Source organism: Amorphus suaedae (genome assembly GCF_053629675.1).
Genome location: NZ_JBRJIT010000001.1, coordinates 1,908,042 through 1,922,339, shown reverse-complemented (window position 1 = coordinate 1,922,339; position 14,298 = coordinate 1,908,042). Strand labels below are relative to the sequence as shown.

Below are 14,298 nucleotides of genomic sequence, written 5' to 3'. Positions count from 1 at the left end.
TCCGAAACGGCCGCGTCACGGCTTCCGGGGAAGACCAGAGGTCTAGCGGCGCGGCACGATCGCCAGCACGCGCAGCGGGCTGCCGCTGCCCTTGCGGATCTTCAGCGGCGGGCAGATGAGCACGGCGCCGTGCGGCGGCAGGCGGTCGAGGTTGGTCAGGCACTGGAGGCCGTAGCGGTTCGCCCCGTGCAGGTAGAAATGCGCCGGATAGGGCGGGCGCAGGTGCGCGGCCTGGCCGGCATCGGTCCCGATGGTCTCGGTGCCGAAGCCGATGATGTCGCGCTCGTCGACGAGAAACCGCACGCAGTCGGGGTCCGGACCCGGCGTGTGCTGGCCGGCTTCATCGTAGTTCTGGAACGCGGCCGGGTCGGTGCGCTTCGACCAGTCGGTTCGCATCAGCACCCAGCTGCGCGGCGGGATCCGGCCGTGGTTCTCCTCCCACCGCTTCACGAAGTCCACCGTCAGGAGGAAATCCGCGTCGGCATCGGACTCGCGCACGCAATCGATCACGCAGACGGGGCCGACGAAGCTCTGGGCCGGGATCGTGTCCGTCGTGTTGTCGGGGAGGTTGCGGCCGGACACCCAGTGGATCGGCGCGTCGAAATGGGTGCCGGTGTGCTCGCCGCAGGAGAAGTTGTTCCAGTACCAGGACGCGCCCCGCTCGTCGTAGCGGGAGATCTCCTCCATCCGGAACGGGGCGCATTGCCCGAATTCCGGCGGCAGCGCGATCTGCGGAAAGTCCGGCGACAGGGTGTGGGTGAGGTCGACGACCTCGAGCCGGCCGGAGGCCAGATCCGCCACCAGACCGGCCAGGGTAGCATCGGCGGGCACCGTCATGCCGTGAGCTCCATCTCGAGCACCTTCGGATCGGCGCGCCAGCGATCGTGCCAGTCGCGGGCGACGGGGTCGGGATAGAGATCCTCAAGCCCGTCCTCGAGCGCCCGCATGGTCGCCGAGGCGAGCTTGTCCGGTGCCAGCTTCGGGGGCAGCTCGAGCTGGTTCCAGTCCTCGTCGACCGGGCCGGGGAAGACGTTGAGGACCCGCAGGCCGGACGAGCGGAAGTCCGAGCGCAGGCATTGGGCAAGCGACAGGGCCGCCGCCTTCGACGCGGAAAACGTCCCCTGCTGCGGGTAGTTCGCCAGCGCGAAGACCGAGAGGATGTTGACCCACGCCACCGCGTTCTTCGGCTTTTCCGCCGCGCGGGAACACATGGCGGGACCGAAGGCCTGGGCGAGGCGCAGCAGGCCGAGATAGTTCACCTCCATCTCCGCCCGCGCCGTCTCCACGCCGCGCCGAGACAGCGCCGAATGGGTGCGGTGGAACTCCGCCGTGTTGATCAGGATGTCGACCTTCCCGCCGATCTGTCCGGCGAGGGTGTCGACCGACTGCACCTCGGTGACGTCGAGCGGAAGCATGGTGATTCCGGGGTTGGCCTCCAGCGCCTTGAAACCCTGCGGGGCCTTCCACGGCTCGGTCACGCCGACCCAGACGGTGTTGGCCCCGGCCTTCAGGGCCGCCAGCGCCATCGCCTGGCCGATCTCGGAGCGGCCGTCCGTCACCAGCACGTTGCGCCCCTTCGGCGCGTTGCCGAACACCTTCAGCAGCGGGTCGTCGGTCATGTCCGGAACATCCTTTTCGGGAAGGGCGACGAGAACGGCCCGTCCGGCCCTGTCCAGGTAGGCACGCACGCGCACCCGCCCGGGGGCGTCCGGGCAGGCTCCGTGCAGGAAGGCGACGACGCTGACGCCGCACGCGAGACGGACCAGGCCCGTCTTCCACGGGGCCTGGTCGCGGAAATAGAGCTCGTAGGGACGGCGGACGACCGTCGTCGCCAGCAGCGTCCCGGTGCCGTCGCGCTCGCGCCATTCGAGGCGGTCCGACAGGCACACGCGGCAGGCCTCGCGCGGCGGATACTGGACGGCGCCGCAGTCGCGGCACTCCTGCAGGGCGAACCGCCCGACGGCCGCCGCCGCGCTCAGGCCGAGGGCGTGCCGGGTGCGCGCCACCGGCGGGAGCGTCGGCCGTCGCGGGGCGAGAACCGGATTGCGGTGCTTCGGATGGGTCTCGGGTTCGGTCATCACGCTGCCGCCAACACCGCCGCGCCGGTCGACAGGCCGCGGTCGTAATTGATCATCCCGAACCCGCTGACGAGGCCGAACCGCGCGTCGGGCACCTGTCCGCCCAGCGCCTGGCCGCTCAGCTGCCGGATCGCCTCGACCAGGCCGAGATAGCCGCCGGCCGCCCCCGCCTGGCCCACCGAAAGCTGGCCGCCCGAGGTGTTGAGCGGAAACGAGCCGGCGTTGGTGAGTTCGTTCTCCTGCACGAAGCTCCTGGCCTCCCCCTTGCCGCAGAAGCCGAGGTCCTCGAGCTGCAGGAAGATGATGATGGGGTAGTCGTCGTAGGCTTCGACGAAATCGATCTGGTCGTGGGAGATGCCGGCCTGGGCGAAGAGGTCGTCCCGGTCGGCCGCCCAGCCTCCGCGCTCCTGGATCGGGTCGTCGGCGAAGGCGTTGTGCCGTTCGATGGCGCCAAGCAGGTGCACGTAGGGCAGCCCGTTCTCGCGGGCGGTCTCCTCGCGCATCACCAGGAACGCCTCGGCGCCCGCGCAGGGCATGACGCAGTCGTAGAGACGGATCGGATCGGCCACGAGCGGGCTGTTCAGGTACTGGTCGAGGGTCAGCTCGGAGCGGAACATGGCATGGGGAAAGTCGAGCGCATTCCGCCTCTGGGCGACGCACACCCTGCCGAAATCCGCCGGCTCGACATCGAAGTGGCGCATGTAGTGGTCGGTCAGCAGCGCGAAGCTCGCGTTGGGACCGCCGGAGCCGTACGGGTAGACGGCATCCTGGGCGAACTGGCTGAAGGCGGCGGTCGAGCGGCGGAAGGAGTCCGTCTGGTTGGTGTCGCCGGCGACGCACGCGACGATATCGGCGTCGCCCACCTGCACGGCTCTCGCCGCACGGCGCAGCGCGATCATGCCGCTGGCGCCGCCGAGCGGCACGTAGTCGAGCCAGCGCGGCGACAGGCCGAGATGTTCGGTCACGCCGATCGCCGTGTCCGGCGCCAGCGAGAAGCTCGTGGCACACAGCCCGTCGATGCGCTGCTTGGGCAGCCCGGAGCTCTGCACCAGCTCGCGCATGGCGCGGCCGAGGAACCAGTGCGCGCCGCGCACGGAGAAGCGCTCGTACGGAATGCTGACGGGCGTGGTCAGGACGACGCCGTCGTACCCCATTCTCCGACGCGTCATCCGGCTGCCTTCCGCATGGCCTGCTTGCGCGCGCGCAGGTCATGGCAGGCCGGGTCTTCGGCAAGGTTGGCGATCAGGTCGCCGAGATCGGCCTTGCGGACCTTCTGGGTGGACGTCGTCGGCAGGGCGTCGCGCAGGGCGACGTATCCGGGCAGCTTGTAGTAGGCGAGGCGCTCGGCGCAGTGCTCGAAGATGCTGTCGGCCAGGGCCGCGCCGTCGCCGGGCGCGCGCGGCACCACGACCGCCAGCACCTCCTCGCCGCGCAGCGGATCGAGGACGGCGACGACGGCCACCTGCGCGACGCCCGGATGGGTGCCGATCGCGGCCTCCACCTCGACGGCGGCGATGTTCTCGCCGGAGCGGCGGATGATGTTCTTCTTGCGATCGACGAAGAACAGGCTGCCGTCGTCGCCGCGGCGCATGATGTCGCCGGTGTGCAACCAGCCCCCGGCCCAGATCTCGTCGGTCGCGGCGTCGTTCTTCAGGTAGCCGGAGAAGAACCGGCGGCGCGGATCGTCGTCCCGGGCGCGCAGCAGGAGCTCGCCGGGCTCCCCGGACGCGACGTCGTGCCCCGCGTCGTCGACGAGCCGCGTCTCGACGGGCGGCCCCGGCCGGTCGGGGCGACCGAGACACCGCTCGCCCACGTGGCGCGGGTCCTCGGCCGCGCACAGGATGCCGGCGCCGCCTGTCTCCGTCATGGCCCACCCCTCCAGCAGGGGCACGCCGAAGCGCGTCTCGAAGGTCGCGTGATGGTCGGGATGGACGCCGCCGCCCATGCCGAAGCGCAGTCCGTGGTCGCGGTCGCCTTCGTCCTCCGGCAGCGCAAGCAGGATGGCCGGCATGACGCCGAGATAGTGGAAGCAGGTGGCCCGGGTTTCCCGCGCCGTCCGCCACCAGGAGCGCGGGTGGAAGCGATCGATGATGATCTGGGCGCCGCCCGAGGCGAGCATTCCCATGAAGGAGTTGCCCATGGCGTTGACGTGGAAGCTCGGCAGCGGCGTCATCAGCCGCTCCTGCCCCTCGCGCAGCGAGATGTGGCCCGCCTGCGCGCCGTACCAGTCCGACCAGCCATGGAAATAGGCGTTCGACAGCAGGCAGCCCTTCGGCCGCCCCGTGGTGCCGGAGGTGTAGATCAGCGCGCACTCTGCCCGTGCCGGGTCGGCTGGCGCGGGGCCCGCCGGCGTGGCGGCCCGGGGCAGCTCGTCGGCGTCGCTGGCCACCAGCGGCACTGCCAGCCCGGCCCCGCCTTCGTGCGCCTGTCCGGCACGCGCCGGCAGATGGACGAGCAGGCAGCTTTCGCTGTGCTCCAGAAGGTAGCGCAGCTCGTCGGAGGTGTAGTCCGGATTGACCGGAACGACGCTCGCGCCGAGGCTGTTCAGCGCCAGCCAATGGAAGAAATGCGCGGGCCGGTTCTCCAGGAGCAGCGCCACCCGGTGGCCGGCGCCGTAGCCGGCGGCGCGGTAGCGCGCGGCCAGCGCCTCAACCTCGGCGAGCGTCTCCGCGTAGCTCCAGCTTGCCCGGTCGAGCGACCAGAGCGCCTGCACGTCGGCCGGAAGGACGAACAGATCGTTCGTCGCAAACCGGGCCGCCTGGGCGCGGAGCAGGTCGTGCACGCTGCCGATGCCGGCGCGTTGACTTTCTTGCGGTAGTGCGACTTGTTCCGCTGTCATCTGACCTGGTTCGCGCGACATGTTGAAAGGTTGAATTCGGGATGGCGGCTAAGAAGGCTTCGCAGCGAAAGCAGACCGCCGAAGGCGAAGCGTCGAACGGCAGCGACTACGAAACGAAGTTCGCGGAGTTCGAGTATGCGATCTGGCATCTGGGCGCGGCGTTCGCGCGCTGGCGGCGCGACTGCCTCGGCTCCGTGTCCGACGTGAGCCTCAGCAGCACCGAGGCCTCGATTCTGCACGCCGTGCACATGAACGGCACCACCAAGGGCCTGGTGGAGATCGGCCGCCTGCTGCACCGCGACGACATGACGAACATCCAGTACGGGCTGAAGAAGCTTGGCCAGCTCGGTCTGATCGAGAAGCGCGGCAACTCGCGCAAGAACATGACCTACTCGGTCTCCGCGCGCGGCGACGAGATCATCGGCGCCTACCTGGAACAGCGGCGCAAGGTGCTGCTGCGGCTGTTCCAGCAGGTCGCGCCGGCGCCCGAGAACCTCGACAGCCTGATCCTGCAGATGCACGTGATGATCGGCATCTACGACCAGTCCGGCGATCTCATCATGCACCGTCAACCGTGACATCATCCGCTCACTGCATCCTGTAGCCGCCGTTGACGTCGATGGTCGCGCCGGTCACCCAGGCGCCCCCTTCGCCAACGAGGTAGCTGACAGCGGCGGCGACATCGGCGGCCGCGCCGACGCGGCCCATCGGGATCTTTTCCACCAGCCCCGGAACGCCGGCGGGATCCATGGCGCGGTCGAACATGGCCGTCTTCACCGGGCCGGCGGCCACGCAGTTGACGGTGACGCCGGAGCCCGCCACCTGGCGCGCGGCGATCTTCGTGAGCCCGAGGATCGCGGCCTTCGACGCCACGTAGCAGGGGTCGCCGCGGTAGCCGCCGAGTTGGGCCGCGGCGGAGGAAAGGGTGACGATGCGCCCTCCGGTCACCGGCCTGTCGCGATGCCGGCGCAGGTATTCGCGGATGCACAGAAACGTGCCGCGCGTGTTGACCGCCTGGATCCGCTCCCACTCGTCGAGCTCGATGTCGGCGAGGGTGGCCGCGCCCCGTCCCTCCGACATGATCCCCGCGCACAGGACGAGAACGGCCACCTGGCCGAGTGTGTCGCCGACCGTGTCGAAGGCCGAGGCGACCGAGGCTTCGTCGGTCACGTCCAGCCGGCAGGCCATCGCCTCGCCACCCGCGCCCCGGACGTCGGAGACGAGGCCGTCGAGCGCGGAGGCGTCCAGATCGGTGGCGGCGACGCGGCAGCCGCTTTCGGCCAGCGCCAGGGCGCATGCCCGGCCGATCCCGCCGGCGGCGCCAGTGACGAGTGCCACACGGTTTTCCAAAGCCTGCACCGCAGCAACTCCAGTCGCGACGCGCCGCGGCACGATGCCGAGCAACTCACTATGCAAAAATTACCGGACAAAATGCACTTGTCAAAAGCTAAATTACCATATGAGATGGTCGTCAACGTGATGGAAAGCACGCGGCGGGGCCTTTGTGGGCAACCGCCAGAAAGATCATCAATCAGAGGACAAGGGCATATGATCCGTACCATGGGTGTGGCCGGCCTGGCCGCGATGACGCTGACGGCGTTCGCCTCGTTCGCTCCGCTGCAGGCTCAGGATTCCGTATCGCTGAGCGTCCAGAGCGCCTGGCCGCTCACGCTGCCGGCCAGCGGCCGGGACGCGCAGCACTTCGCCGACGCGATCAACGAAGCGTCCGGCGGCACGATCGAGATCGAGCTGTACGGCGCCGGCAAGCTCGTTCCGTCGCTGGAGATCTTCGACGCCGTCCAGCGCGGCACGCTCGACGCGGGCTACACGACCCCGCTTTACGTCGCCGGCAAGTTCCCGGCGCTGCAGCTGTTCGGCGGCGTGCCGTTCGGACCCGACGCGATCGCGTACCTCGGCTGGATCTACAACGGCGGCGGCCTCGACATCTGGCGCGGCATCTATGCGCAGCAGGGCGTGATGACCGTGCCCTGCGGGCTGATGGAGGCGGAAGCCGGCGGCTGGTACAAGAAGCCCATCGAGACGGAAGCCGATATCGAGGGCCTGAAGCTCCGCTTTGCCGGCCTGGCCGGCGAGGTGATGAAGAAGATGGGCGCGTCCGTCGTGCTGCTGGCCGGCGGCGACATCTTCCCCAACCTCGAGCGCGGCGTGATCGACGGCACCGAATTCTCCATGCCCGCCATCGACACCATCATCGGGTTCGACGACATCGCGAAGAATTACTATCTGCCGGGCTGGCACCAGCCGGCCGCCATCAACGAGCTGATCATCAACCTGGCCAAGTGGGACGCCATGAGCGACGCCCAGCACAAGCTGATCGAGCTCACCTGCCGCGAAACCATGCTGTGGGGCGTGACGTCCACCCTCACGGAGAACGCCGCCGCCGTGAAGTCCTTCAAGGAGAACGGCGTGGAGATCCGCGAATTCTCTCCCGAGCTGCTCGCGGCTTTCGAGGAGAAGACCGCCGAGGTGATGGCTGAACAGGCCGAGAAGGACGCGGACTTCAAGCGGGTCTGGGACTCGCTCGAGGCCTATCGCGCCAGCGTCGCCGACTGGACGAACGTCGGCAAGGACTGACGCCGTTTCCCCAGGCGGGCCGATCGCGGGTCAACACCCGGTCGGCCCGCAATGGCTTCCGCTTCAACCCGTCGAGCCGTTCCGCTTCGATCCGAACGGACAGCTCCAGCGCCGGCCGTCATCCCGCCATGAACACCCTGCTCCGCGGCACGGCCGCAGCCATCGACCAGGTGACCGGCGCCATCGGGCACGCCGCTTCGCTGCTGCTGCCGGTCCTGATGCTGGTGATCGTCGCCAACGTCGTCCTGCGCTACGGCTTCGGGCTCGGCCTGGTGGAGATGGAGGAACTGCAGTGGCACATCAACGGCATCGTCATCCTCGGCTGCCTTGCCTACGCCTACCGTGACGACGCGCACGTGCGTGTCGACGTGCTGCACGCCAACTTCTCTCCCCGGCGCAAGGCGATCTTCGAGCTCCTCGGCGGGCTGTTGCTGCTCATGCCGTTCGTCATCGGCATCTGCTGGTTCGCCTGGGGCACCTTCGCCTACTCCTTCTCCATCCGCGAAGGGTCGCTGATGCCCAGCGGGCTTCCCGCCCGCTACATCATCAAGTTTCTCATGTTCGCCGGCGTGTTCCTGCTCGGGCTGCAGGGCGTCGCCGAGATCTGCCGCGCCATCCTGACGCTGCGGAGCGATCCGAAGGCCTCCGACCGGCAGGTGTCGCGGTGACACAAGAGGCCATCTTCGTCGCCCTGATGTTCCTGGTCTTCGCCGGCGGGCTGTTCGCCGGTTTCCCTGTGGCGTTCGTGCTTGGCGGCACCGGGGTCCTGTTCGCCATCCTGGGCGACCTGCTGCCGAGCATCGGCATCAAGGTGCTGGCGGGGACGAACTTCATCGGCTTCTCGTCGGACCGCATCTTCGGGACGCTCTCCAACTACAGCCTCGTGCCCATCGCCATGTTCGTGTTCATGGGGCTGATGCTGGAGCGGTCGGGAGTGGCGAGCCGGCTGCTGGTGGCCATGGAGCGGGTGATGCGGCGCGTCCCCGGCGGCCTCGGCCTCTCCGTGGTGCTGATCGGGCTGGTGCTGGCCGCCTCCACCGGGATCATCGGCGCATCGGTGGTGCTGCTGGCGACGGTGGCGCTGCCGGCGATGCGCAGGGCAGGGTACAACGTGCCCCTCAGCCTTGGCACGGTGGCCGCCTCCGGCTGCCTCGGCATTCTGATCCCGCCCTCGATCATGCTCATCGTGATGGGCGACCAGCTGCGGCTTTCGGTCGGCGACCTGTTCATGGCCGCGGTCATCCCCGGCGCGCTGCTGGCGCTGATGTACGCGGTCTACCTGGTCGTCCTGTGCGCAATCCGGCCGGATCTCGCCCCGCCGCCGCAGGCCCCGGTCGAGGATGACGGCAACCCGATCGTCGAGCTCGTCCGTGCGCTGGTGCCGCCGATCCTGCTGATGGCGGCCGTGCTCGGGTCGATCTTCTTCGGCATCGCCTCGCCCACGGAGGCTTCGGGCGTCGGCGCGCTGGGCGCGACCATCCTGGCCGCCTCCGACCGCCGCCTCAACTGGGAGACGCTGAAGGAGGTCTGCTACGGCACCGGCAAGACGACCGCCTTCCTGTTCGCCCTGATGTTCGGCGCCAGCTGCTTTTCGGTGGTGCTCAGGGGCTACGGCGGCGACGAGGTCATCGAGGGCGCCATCACCGGCCTGCCGTTCGCGCCGGAAGTCGTGCTCGGCGTGGTGCTGCTGGTGGTGTTCCTGCTCGGCTTCGTCCTGGACTGGATGGAGATCGTGCTGATCATCGCGCCGCTGACCGTGCCGGTGGTCGTGTCGCTCGGCTTCGATCCGGTCTGGGTGGCGATCCTGATCGCGATCTGCCTGCAGACATCGTTCCTGACACCACCGGTCGGGATGGCGCTCTTCTATGTGAAGAGCGTGGCGCCGGGCGACGTCACCACGCTGCAGATCTATCGGGGCATCGTGCCGTTCGTGATCCTGCAGCTGCTGGCACTCGCCGCGGTCTGGGCGTTCCCGTCGCTCGCCCTCATGCTGCCGAAGATCGCCTACTAGGCGGCCGAACCCGGCAGGACGCCGCCCGAGCGTCCGGGCTCGCTGGAAGCCCTCCAACGGTGCGCACCACGGCCCGCAACGCTCAGCCATCCGGGCCTCGGCGAGATCCTCCTCCGCTTCCACGTGCCAAGGCCGGTTGCGGGTGGCCAGGAGGGCCTGGGCCGCTTTCCCATACGCGCGCAGAATAGACCCATACAATTTGTCGCATTGTATGGATCGGGTGATGCTGACATTTGCGAAGGACGGGGATGGCCGCAGTCGGCATCCCGGCCCGAACAGCGCAGACGGAAGGCAACCGAACCATGGCAGGCAACACCACACACTGGCCCCCGCTCGAGCCTTGGCGCGTCGGGATCAAAGGCCGGTGCCCCCGCTGCGGACAGGGGCACCTGTTCAAGGGCTTCCTCAAGCTCGCGCCCGGATGCGAGGTGTGCGGGCTCAGCTACGACTTCGCGGATCCGGCCGACGGTCCCGCCTTTTTCGTGGTCTGCTTCTTCTGCGTGCCGTCGGTCTTCTTCGCGGTCTGGGCGGAGATCGCGTATGAGCCGTCGATCTGGTTCCACATCTTCGTCTCGCTCCCGGTCGTCCTTTTGACGTGCATCCCGCCGCTGCGGCCGCTAAAGGGCTGGCTGGTCGCGAGCCAGTTCTACTACAAGGCCGAAGAGGGCAAGCTGGTCGGCAGCGGCGAGTAGCCTCACCTTTCCGGGGTGGCCCGACCGGCCGGCAATCGTCGCCTAGGCGGCAAACCCCCGGTGTATGGCGAAGTCGCGCCGCGCAGGCCATACAATCGGCGGGACATCCCGCTTCGCGGGCAGACGGAAGAGACGCTGCATGTGGACACCGCGGCTGGCCGAGACCGCTCGGCGAAAATATCTCGGCATCGTCGAGGCGCTGGAGGACGACATCCGGTCGGGGCGGGTCGAGCAGGGCGAGCGGTTGCCGCCGCAGCGTGCCATTGCCGAGGCGCTCCAGGTCGATCTGACCACGGTGACCAGGGCCTTCAACGAGGCGCGCCGCCGGGGACTGGTGGCGGCCCAGCCGGGCCGGGGAACCTTCATTCGCGCCGGGATCGGCGGCGACCGCGGCGACACCGAGCCTGGTCAGCTCGACCTCAGCATGAACATTCCCTCGCAGCCCGCCGACGTCGCCTTCGAGACGCTCATCCCGCAAGGCATCGCCGACGTGCTGGGCGGCGCGCGGGGGCTGATGAACCTCCACTATCGCCCGAGCGCCGGCGCAGACCCGGACCGGGAGGCCGGCGCAAGCTGGCTCGGCGGCCGGATCGGCAACGCCGCGTCCGAGCGGGTGATCGTGACCGCAGGCGCCCAGAGCGCGCTCTACGCCGTGTGCGAGCTGCTGCTCCGCCCCGGCGATACCCTTGCCGCCGGCGCCATGACCTACCCGGGCCTCAAGGCGATCGCGCTTCAGATGGGCCTGGCGCTGAAGCCGCTGGAGATGGACGAAGACGGCATCCGGCCGGAGGCGTTCGAGACGCTGTGCCGGGAGAACGCGCCGCGGGCGCTCTATGTCGTGCCCAGCATCGACAATCCGACGACCGCCACGCTTCCGGAGGCGCGCCGCCGGCGGCTGGCGGAGACCGCCCGCAGGCATGGCGTGGCTCTGATCGAGGATGACCCGTACGCGCCGTTGCGGTCGACGCGGACGGCCGCGCTGGCGGAGATGGCGCCGGAGATCACCTGGCACATCGCGACGCTGTCCAAGTGCGCCACGCCGGCGTTGCGGGTCGCCTATGTTCTCGCTCCGACCGCGGCTCTGGCCGAGCGGCTCGCCGGCGTCCTGCGGTCGACGGTGCTTATGGCGCCGCCGCTGATGTCGGCGCTCGCCACCCGCTGGATCGCCGACGGCACCCTGGACCGGATCACCGCCTCCATTCGGGCGGAGAACGCGGGCCGTCAGCTTATCGCCCGCACGATCCTCGCCGATCTCGACTTCGCCGCCGATCCGCATGGCCATCATCTGTGGCTGCGCCTGCCGGCCCCGTGGCGGGCCAGCGATTTCGCCGGGCACGCCGAGCGCGCCGGCATTTCCATCGTGCCGAGTTCGGCCTTCGCCACGTGCCCCCATCCGGAGGAAGCGGTCCGGCTCTCCCTCGGGGTGGCGCCCGATCGCGGCGACCTCGAGGACGTTCTTCTCAGGCTCGTCGATCTGATCCTGCGGCCGTCGCCCGGCCCGACGTTCGTCGTTTAGGCCGGCCGGGGCGCGGCCGCCTTCCTATCCCCATCCGCCCTGGAGAAGGCGCGCGCCGCGCGCGAGGGTCGCCGCACGGGCGCAGAACGAGGGTGGCCACACAGGCGCAGAACATGTCGGCCGCCGCATCGGCAAGGGCGGTGATGGCCGTGCCCTTCGGGACCGCTACGACCGCCAGTATCGCACCGCCTGCGGAGTCGGCATTGCCTCCGAGAGCGCCTCGTGGGTCCGCTTCGCGCCCATATCGGCTGTTGGCGCAAGGATGATACATCGCCAGAAGCAGACGTTTGCGCTGCTACGGTACGTTGGCACTGGCACCCGCGGCGGTCATTTCCCTTGGCTTCGAAGCAGATGGAATGCGGACATGCGACAACCGCAATCCGTCAATCGCCCGAATGACAGCTGGTGGCGTCGCGATGAGGAACAGGGTTTTGTACCACATCGTCTCGGAGACGCAGCGAGAGGCTCTTCAGAACGCCGGAAAAACAATGCGGGCGGCAACGCCCTTTTCTTTGCGCGTCTCGATGCCGAACGTACCTTCGTGCGCCGAAGCGATCTGCCGAACGATGTTCAGACCCAGCCCCGTACCTACAACGCTTCCGGCGTTGGAGGCCCTGAAATAACGCTCTGAAACCCTTTCGACTTCGTGCGGCGGAATGCCAATTCCTTCGTCCTCGACTTCAATTGAAAGGTTTGTGCCGTCGCGGGCGACGCGTACGGTGACCGGTCGGTCCGGCTCGGAGAATTTCGTTGCATTGTCGATAAGGTTTGAAAGAGCGATTGCCAGCATGTCGGGATCGAGACTTGCGTGGTCCGCCTCTTCGATGCGGTGAAAGCTCGACAGGATCGTCCGCCCCGGAAGCAGATCGCCGCTGCGGGTCAGCGCATCCGTCACCGTGGCGATGACCGGCACGGAGCGCCGGTCGGCCTTCGCAGCGTGCCCCTCCATTCGGCTCCGATCGAGGGAGACGTCCATGATCTCGACAAGCCGCCGGACGGCCGTCTCGATCTGGCCGATGCGCTTGCGGTTCGCTTCGTCGTTGGAGGCGAGGCCATGGCGAAGGGCCGTCACGCTGGATCGGATCACAGCCAGCGGCGTCCGGTACTGGTGGGTCACCACGTCGACGAAGCGCACCTGCTCCCGCTGGGCGGCGCGCTCGTGTTCAAGCGCTGTCTCGGCCGCATTCTTGGCGACGACGAGTTCCTCCGTACGGACCCGGACGAGATCGGTGGCGGCGCGTTCGGCGCGTCGCGCGACCCTCAGTTCCTCGCTCTCCCGTTGCAGACGGTCCAGCGCGCTGGCGCGCTGCATCAGCGAGATCGTCATCAGGGCAATGAAGAAGACGGCGCCCAACACGTTCAGATTCATCGCTGCGGGCGGCAGTGTCACGACGCCCATCAGCGCGGCATCGTAAGGGATGATGACGGCGGCGTAGACCAGGCAAGCGATGGCCGAAACCGTGCGGCCGACCTTCTCCTTCAGTGCCAGCCGGATGTTGACCGCCGCGAACACCGCCAGCAGGGCCATGATGACGGCCATGTTCGGCACGATCACGGCGCCGTAGAAGCCGAACAGCGTGGCGACGATGCTCGCCAGTGTGAACCCCATGACGGCCCGCCCCGTCCAATAAAGCCACGGAGTCTGTGTCTTCGCGTTGGTCTGGGCCAACATGAACCCAAGGCCGAAGAAGTGGAGCATCAACAGGGCAATAAAGGCGACGTAGTCGGATGCGAATACACCGAGAATCCGGTTGTCGCCGACGATATCGAAGCCGCCCAGCGAATAGATCGTCACCGCAAGCCAGATCAGGAAGCCTGAGTACCAGAAGAAAACGGGCTGCCGCAAACGGGTCCAGTTGTAGAATTGGAGCAGCCCGAGAGCGACAAGAAATGCGAAGATCGCTCCCAGCGTGAAGCTGTAATTGGCGGCACTGCGCGACAGTTCGGACAGGTTGGAAACGGTCGCCCGCATGGTCAGCGAACTGGTGGTCTCCACTCTCAGGAAAATGTCGACCGTTTCGGCATCCGGCGGGGCGAGCTTCATCGCCTGAAACGGGGGGAAGAAGATGCGTTCGCGGGAGAGGGCGTGGTCGCCGAGTTCGGTCATGTCGAAATCGGCGGCTGATGAGGGATCGCCGGTGCGCGGGACGTAGACGCGGACCGAATCCAGGAAGTTCGGCTGCAGCCACAGAAAGAGATCGGCAGGCCAGGACCCGTTGCGGCGGAGCGTTGTCCGAAACCAGACGGCATCCGGTGTATAACCGAGGGCAACCGGACCGGGGACAGGCCGAAACCGGTCCTGTTCCGCTCCGAATGCCACGTCCTTGAGGTCGAGCCGGTGGTGAGGATCCCGAAGCATCGACAGGTGGCCCGTCAGAGCTTCTCGGGAAAAGCCCGGACCGACGATGACATCCGCATCCGCAGCAGTCGCATCGTTGCTGGAGAGCAGGCCGAAGGCCATCACGAGCAGGGCGATGAGGGCTACGAGGGCTATGAGGGAGATGAGGGGACGCTTCGGTTTGGTCCGGCGGTGCATCACTCTCTCGCTTCGATCGCCCGGGGGTCTC

Annotated in this window: 12 protein-coding genes; 6 read left to right on the top strand and 6 right to left on the bottom strand. The window is 68.1% G+C overall.

Translation table 11 applies throughout. From position 1 onward, the window contains the following. Nucleotides 1-42: 42 nt before the first annotated feature. Genes AB7M35_RS08685 through AB7M35_RS08670 form a run of 4 tightly spaced genes read right to left on the bottom strand, consistent with a single transcriptional unit; the run spans nucleotide 43 to nucleotide 4,860 of the window. Nucleotides 43-837, bottom strand: coding sequence for a cyclase family protein (locus tag AB7M35_RS08685; RefSeq protein WP_453958909.1), 795 nt, complete (start codon nucleotides 835-837; stop codon nucleotides 43-45). Next, nucleotides 834-2,078 (bottom strand): SDR family NAD(P)-dependent oxidoreductase, encoded by a 1,245-nt coding sequence (locus tag AB7M35_RS08680; RefSeq protein WP_453958907.1) that lies wholly within the window; start codon nucleotides 2,076-2,078, stop codon nucleotides 834-836. Before AB7M35_RS08680 ends, AB7M35_RS08685 begins: the two co-directional genes overlap by 4 nt. Continuing rightward, entirely contained in the window at nucleotides 2,078-3,247 is a 1,170-nt protein-coding gene (locus AB7M35_RS08675) for a thiolase family protein (protein WP_453958905.1), read from the bottom strand. The genes AB7M35_RS08680 and AB7M35_RS08675 overlap by 1 nt, the downstream gene beginning before the upstream one ends. After that, a complete protein-coding gene (locus AB7M35_RS08670; RefSeq protein ID WP_453958903.1) occupies nucleotides 3,244-4,860 on the bottom strand; it encodes an AMP-binding protein in 1,617 nt (538 codons plus the stop codon). Before AB7M35_RS08670 ends, AB7M35_RS08675 begins: the two co-directional genes overlap by 4 nt. 98 nt (nucleotides 4,861-4,958) lie before the next feature. On the opposite strand from AB7M35_RS08670, the gene AB7M35_RS08665 reads away from it, so the two are divergent. After that, nucleotides 4,959-5,495 carry a winged helix DNA-binding protein gene (locus AB7M35_RS08665; protein ID WP_453958901.1) on the top strand — a complete coding sequence of 179 codons (537 nt, stop codon included), beginning with the start codon at nucleotides 4,959-4,961 and terminating at the stop codon, nucleotides 5,493-5,495. A gap of 10 nt (nucleotides 5,496-5,505) precedes the next feature. Here AB7M35_RS08665 and AB7M35_RS08660 read toward each other — a convergent pair whose 3' ends face one another. Continuing rightward, a complete protein-coding gene (locus AB7M35_RS08660; protein ID WP_453958899.1) occupies nucleotides 5,506-6,255 on the bottom strand; it encodes an SDR family NAD(P)-dependent oxidoreductase in 750 nt (249 codons plus the stop codon). Between the two features lie 210 nt (nucleotides 6,256-6,465). On the opposite strand from AB7M35_RS08660, the gene AB7M35_RS08655 reads away from it, so the two are divergent. From AB7M35_RS08655 to AB7M35_RS08635, 5 genes are all read left to right on the top strand, one after another. After that, nucleotides 6,466-7,512 carry a TRAP transporter substrate-binding protein gene (locus tag AB7M35_RS08655; RefSeq protein WP_453958898.1) on the top strand — a complete coding sequence of 349 codons (1,047 nt, stop codon included), beginning with the start codon at nucleotides 6,466-6,468 and terminating at the stop codon, nucleotides 7,510-7,512. Nucleotides 7,513-7,640: 128 nt separating this feature from the next. Continuing rightward, nucleotides 7,641-8,180, top strand: coding sequence for a TRAP transporter small permease subunit (locus tag AB7M35_RS08650; RefSeq protein ID WP_453958896.1), 540 nt, complete (start codon nucleotides 7,641-7,643; stop codon nucleotides 8,178-8,180). Then, complete coding sequence (locus tag AB7M35_RS08645; protein ID WP_453958894.1) at nucleotides 8,177-9,523, top strand: TRAP transporter large permease; 1,347 nt, start codon at nucleotides 8,177-8,179, stop codon at nucleotides 9,521-9,523. Before AB7M35_RS08650 ends, AB7M35_RS08645 begins: the two co-directional genes overlap by 4 nt. Before the next feature lie 302 nt (nucleotides 9,524-9,825). Then, nucleotides 9,826-10,215: a DUF983 domain-containing protein gene (locus AB7M35_RS08640; protein WP_453958892.1), complete on the top strand. Its 390-nt coding sequence runs from the start codon at nucleotides 9,826-9,828 to the stop codon at nucleotides 10,213-10,215. A gap of 139 nt (nucleotides 10,216-10,354) precedes the next feature. Further along, nucleotides 10,355-11,731, top strand: coding sequence for an aminotransferase-like domain-containing protein (locus tag AB7M35_RS08635; protein WP_453958891.1), 1,377 nt, complete (start codon nucleotides 10,355-10,357; stop codon nucleotides 11,729-11,731). 469 nt (nucleotides 11,732-12,200) lie between these two features. Here AB7M35_RS08635 and AB7M35_RS08630 read toward each other — a convergent pair whose 3' ends face one another. Continuing rightward, nucleotides 12,201-14,267, bottom strand: coding sequence for a sensor histidine kinase (locus AB7M35_RS08630; RefSeq protein WP_453958890.1), 2,067 nt, complete (start codon nucleotides 14,265-14,267; stop codon nucleotides 12,201-12,203). Between the last annotated feature and the right edge of the window lie 31 nt (nucleotides 14,268-14,298).

Excerpts from the sequence above, each read along its gene's own strand:
- AB7M35_RS08635 (WP_453958891.1), top strand. The coding sequence starts at position 10,355 with ATGTGGACACCGCGGCTGGCCGAGACCGCTCGGCGAAAATATCTCGGC.
- AB7M35_RS08655 (WP_453958898.1), top strand. The coding sequence starts at position 6,466 with ATGATCCGTACCATGGGTGTGGCCGGCCTGGCCGCGATGACGCTGACG.
- AB7M35_RS08630 (WP_453958890.1), bottom strand. The coding sequence starts at position 14,267 with ATGCACCGCCGGACCAAACCGAAGCGTCCCCTCATCTCCCTCATAGCC.
- AB7M35_RS08675 (WP_453958905.1), bottom strand. The coding sequence starts at position 3,247 with ATGACGCGTCGGAGAATGGGGTACGACGGCGTCGTCCTGACCACGCCC.
- AB7M35_RS08665 (WP_453958901.1), top strand. The coding sequence starts at position 4,959 with ATGGCGGCTAAGAAGGCTTCGCAGCGAAAGCAGACCGCCGAAGGCGAA.
- AB7M35_RS08680 (WP_453958907.1), bottom strand. The coding sequence starts at position 2,078 with ATGACCGAACCCGAGACCCATCCGAAGCACCGCAATCCGGTTCTCGCC.
- AB7M35_RS08685 (WP_453958909.1), bottom strand. The coding sequence starts at position 837 with ATGACGGTGCCCGCCGATGCTACCCTGGCCGGTCTGGTGGCGGATCTG.
- AB7M35_RS08640 (WP_453958892.1), top strand. The coding sequence starts at position 9,826 with ATGGCAGGCAACACCACACACTGGCCCCCGCTCGAGCCTTGGCGCGTC.
- AB7M35_RS08650 (WP_453958896.1), top strand. The coding sequence starts at position 7,641 with ATGAACACCCTGCTCCGCGGCACGGCCGCAGCCATCGACCAGGTGACC.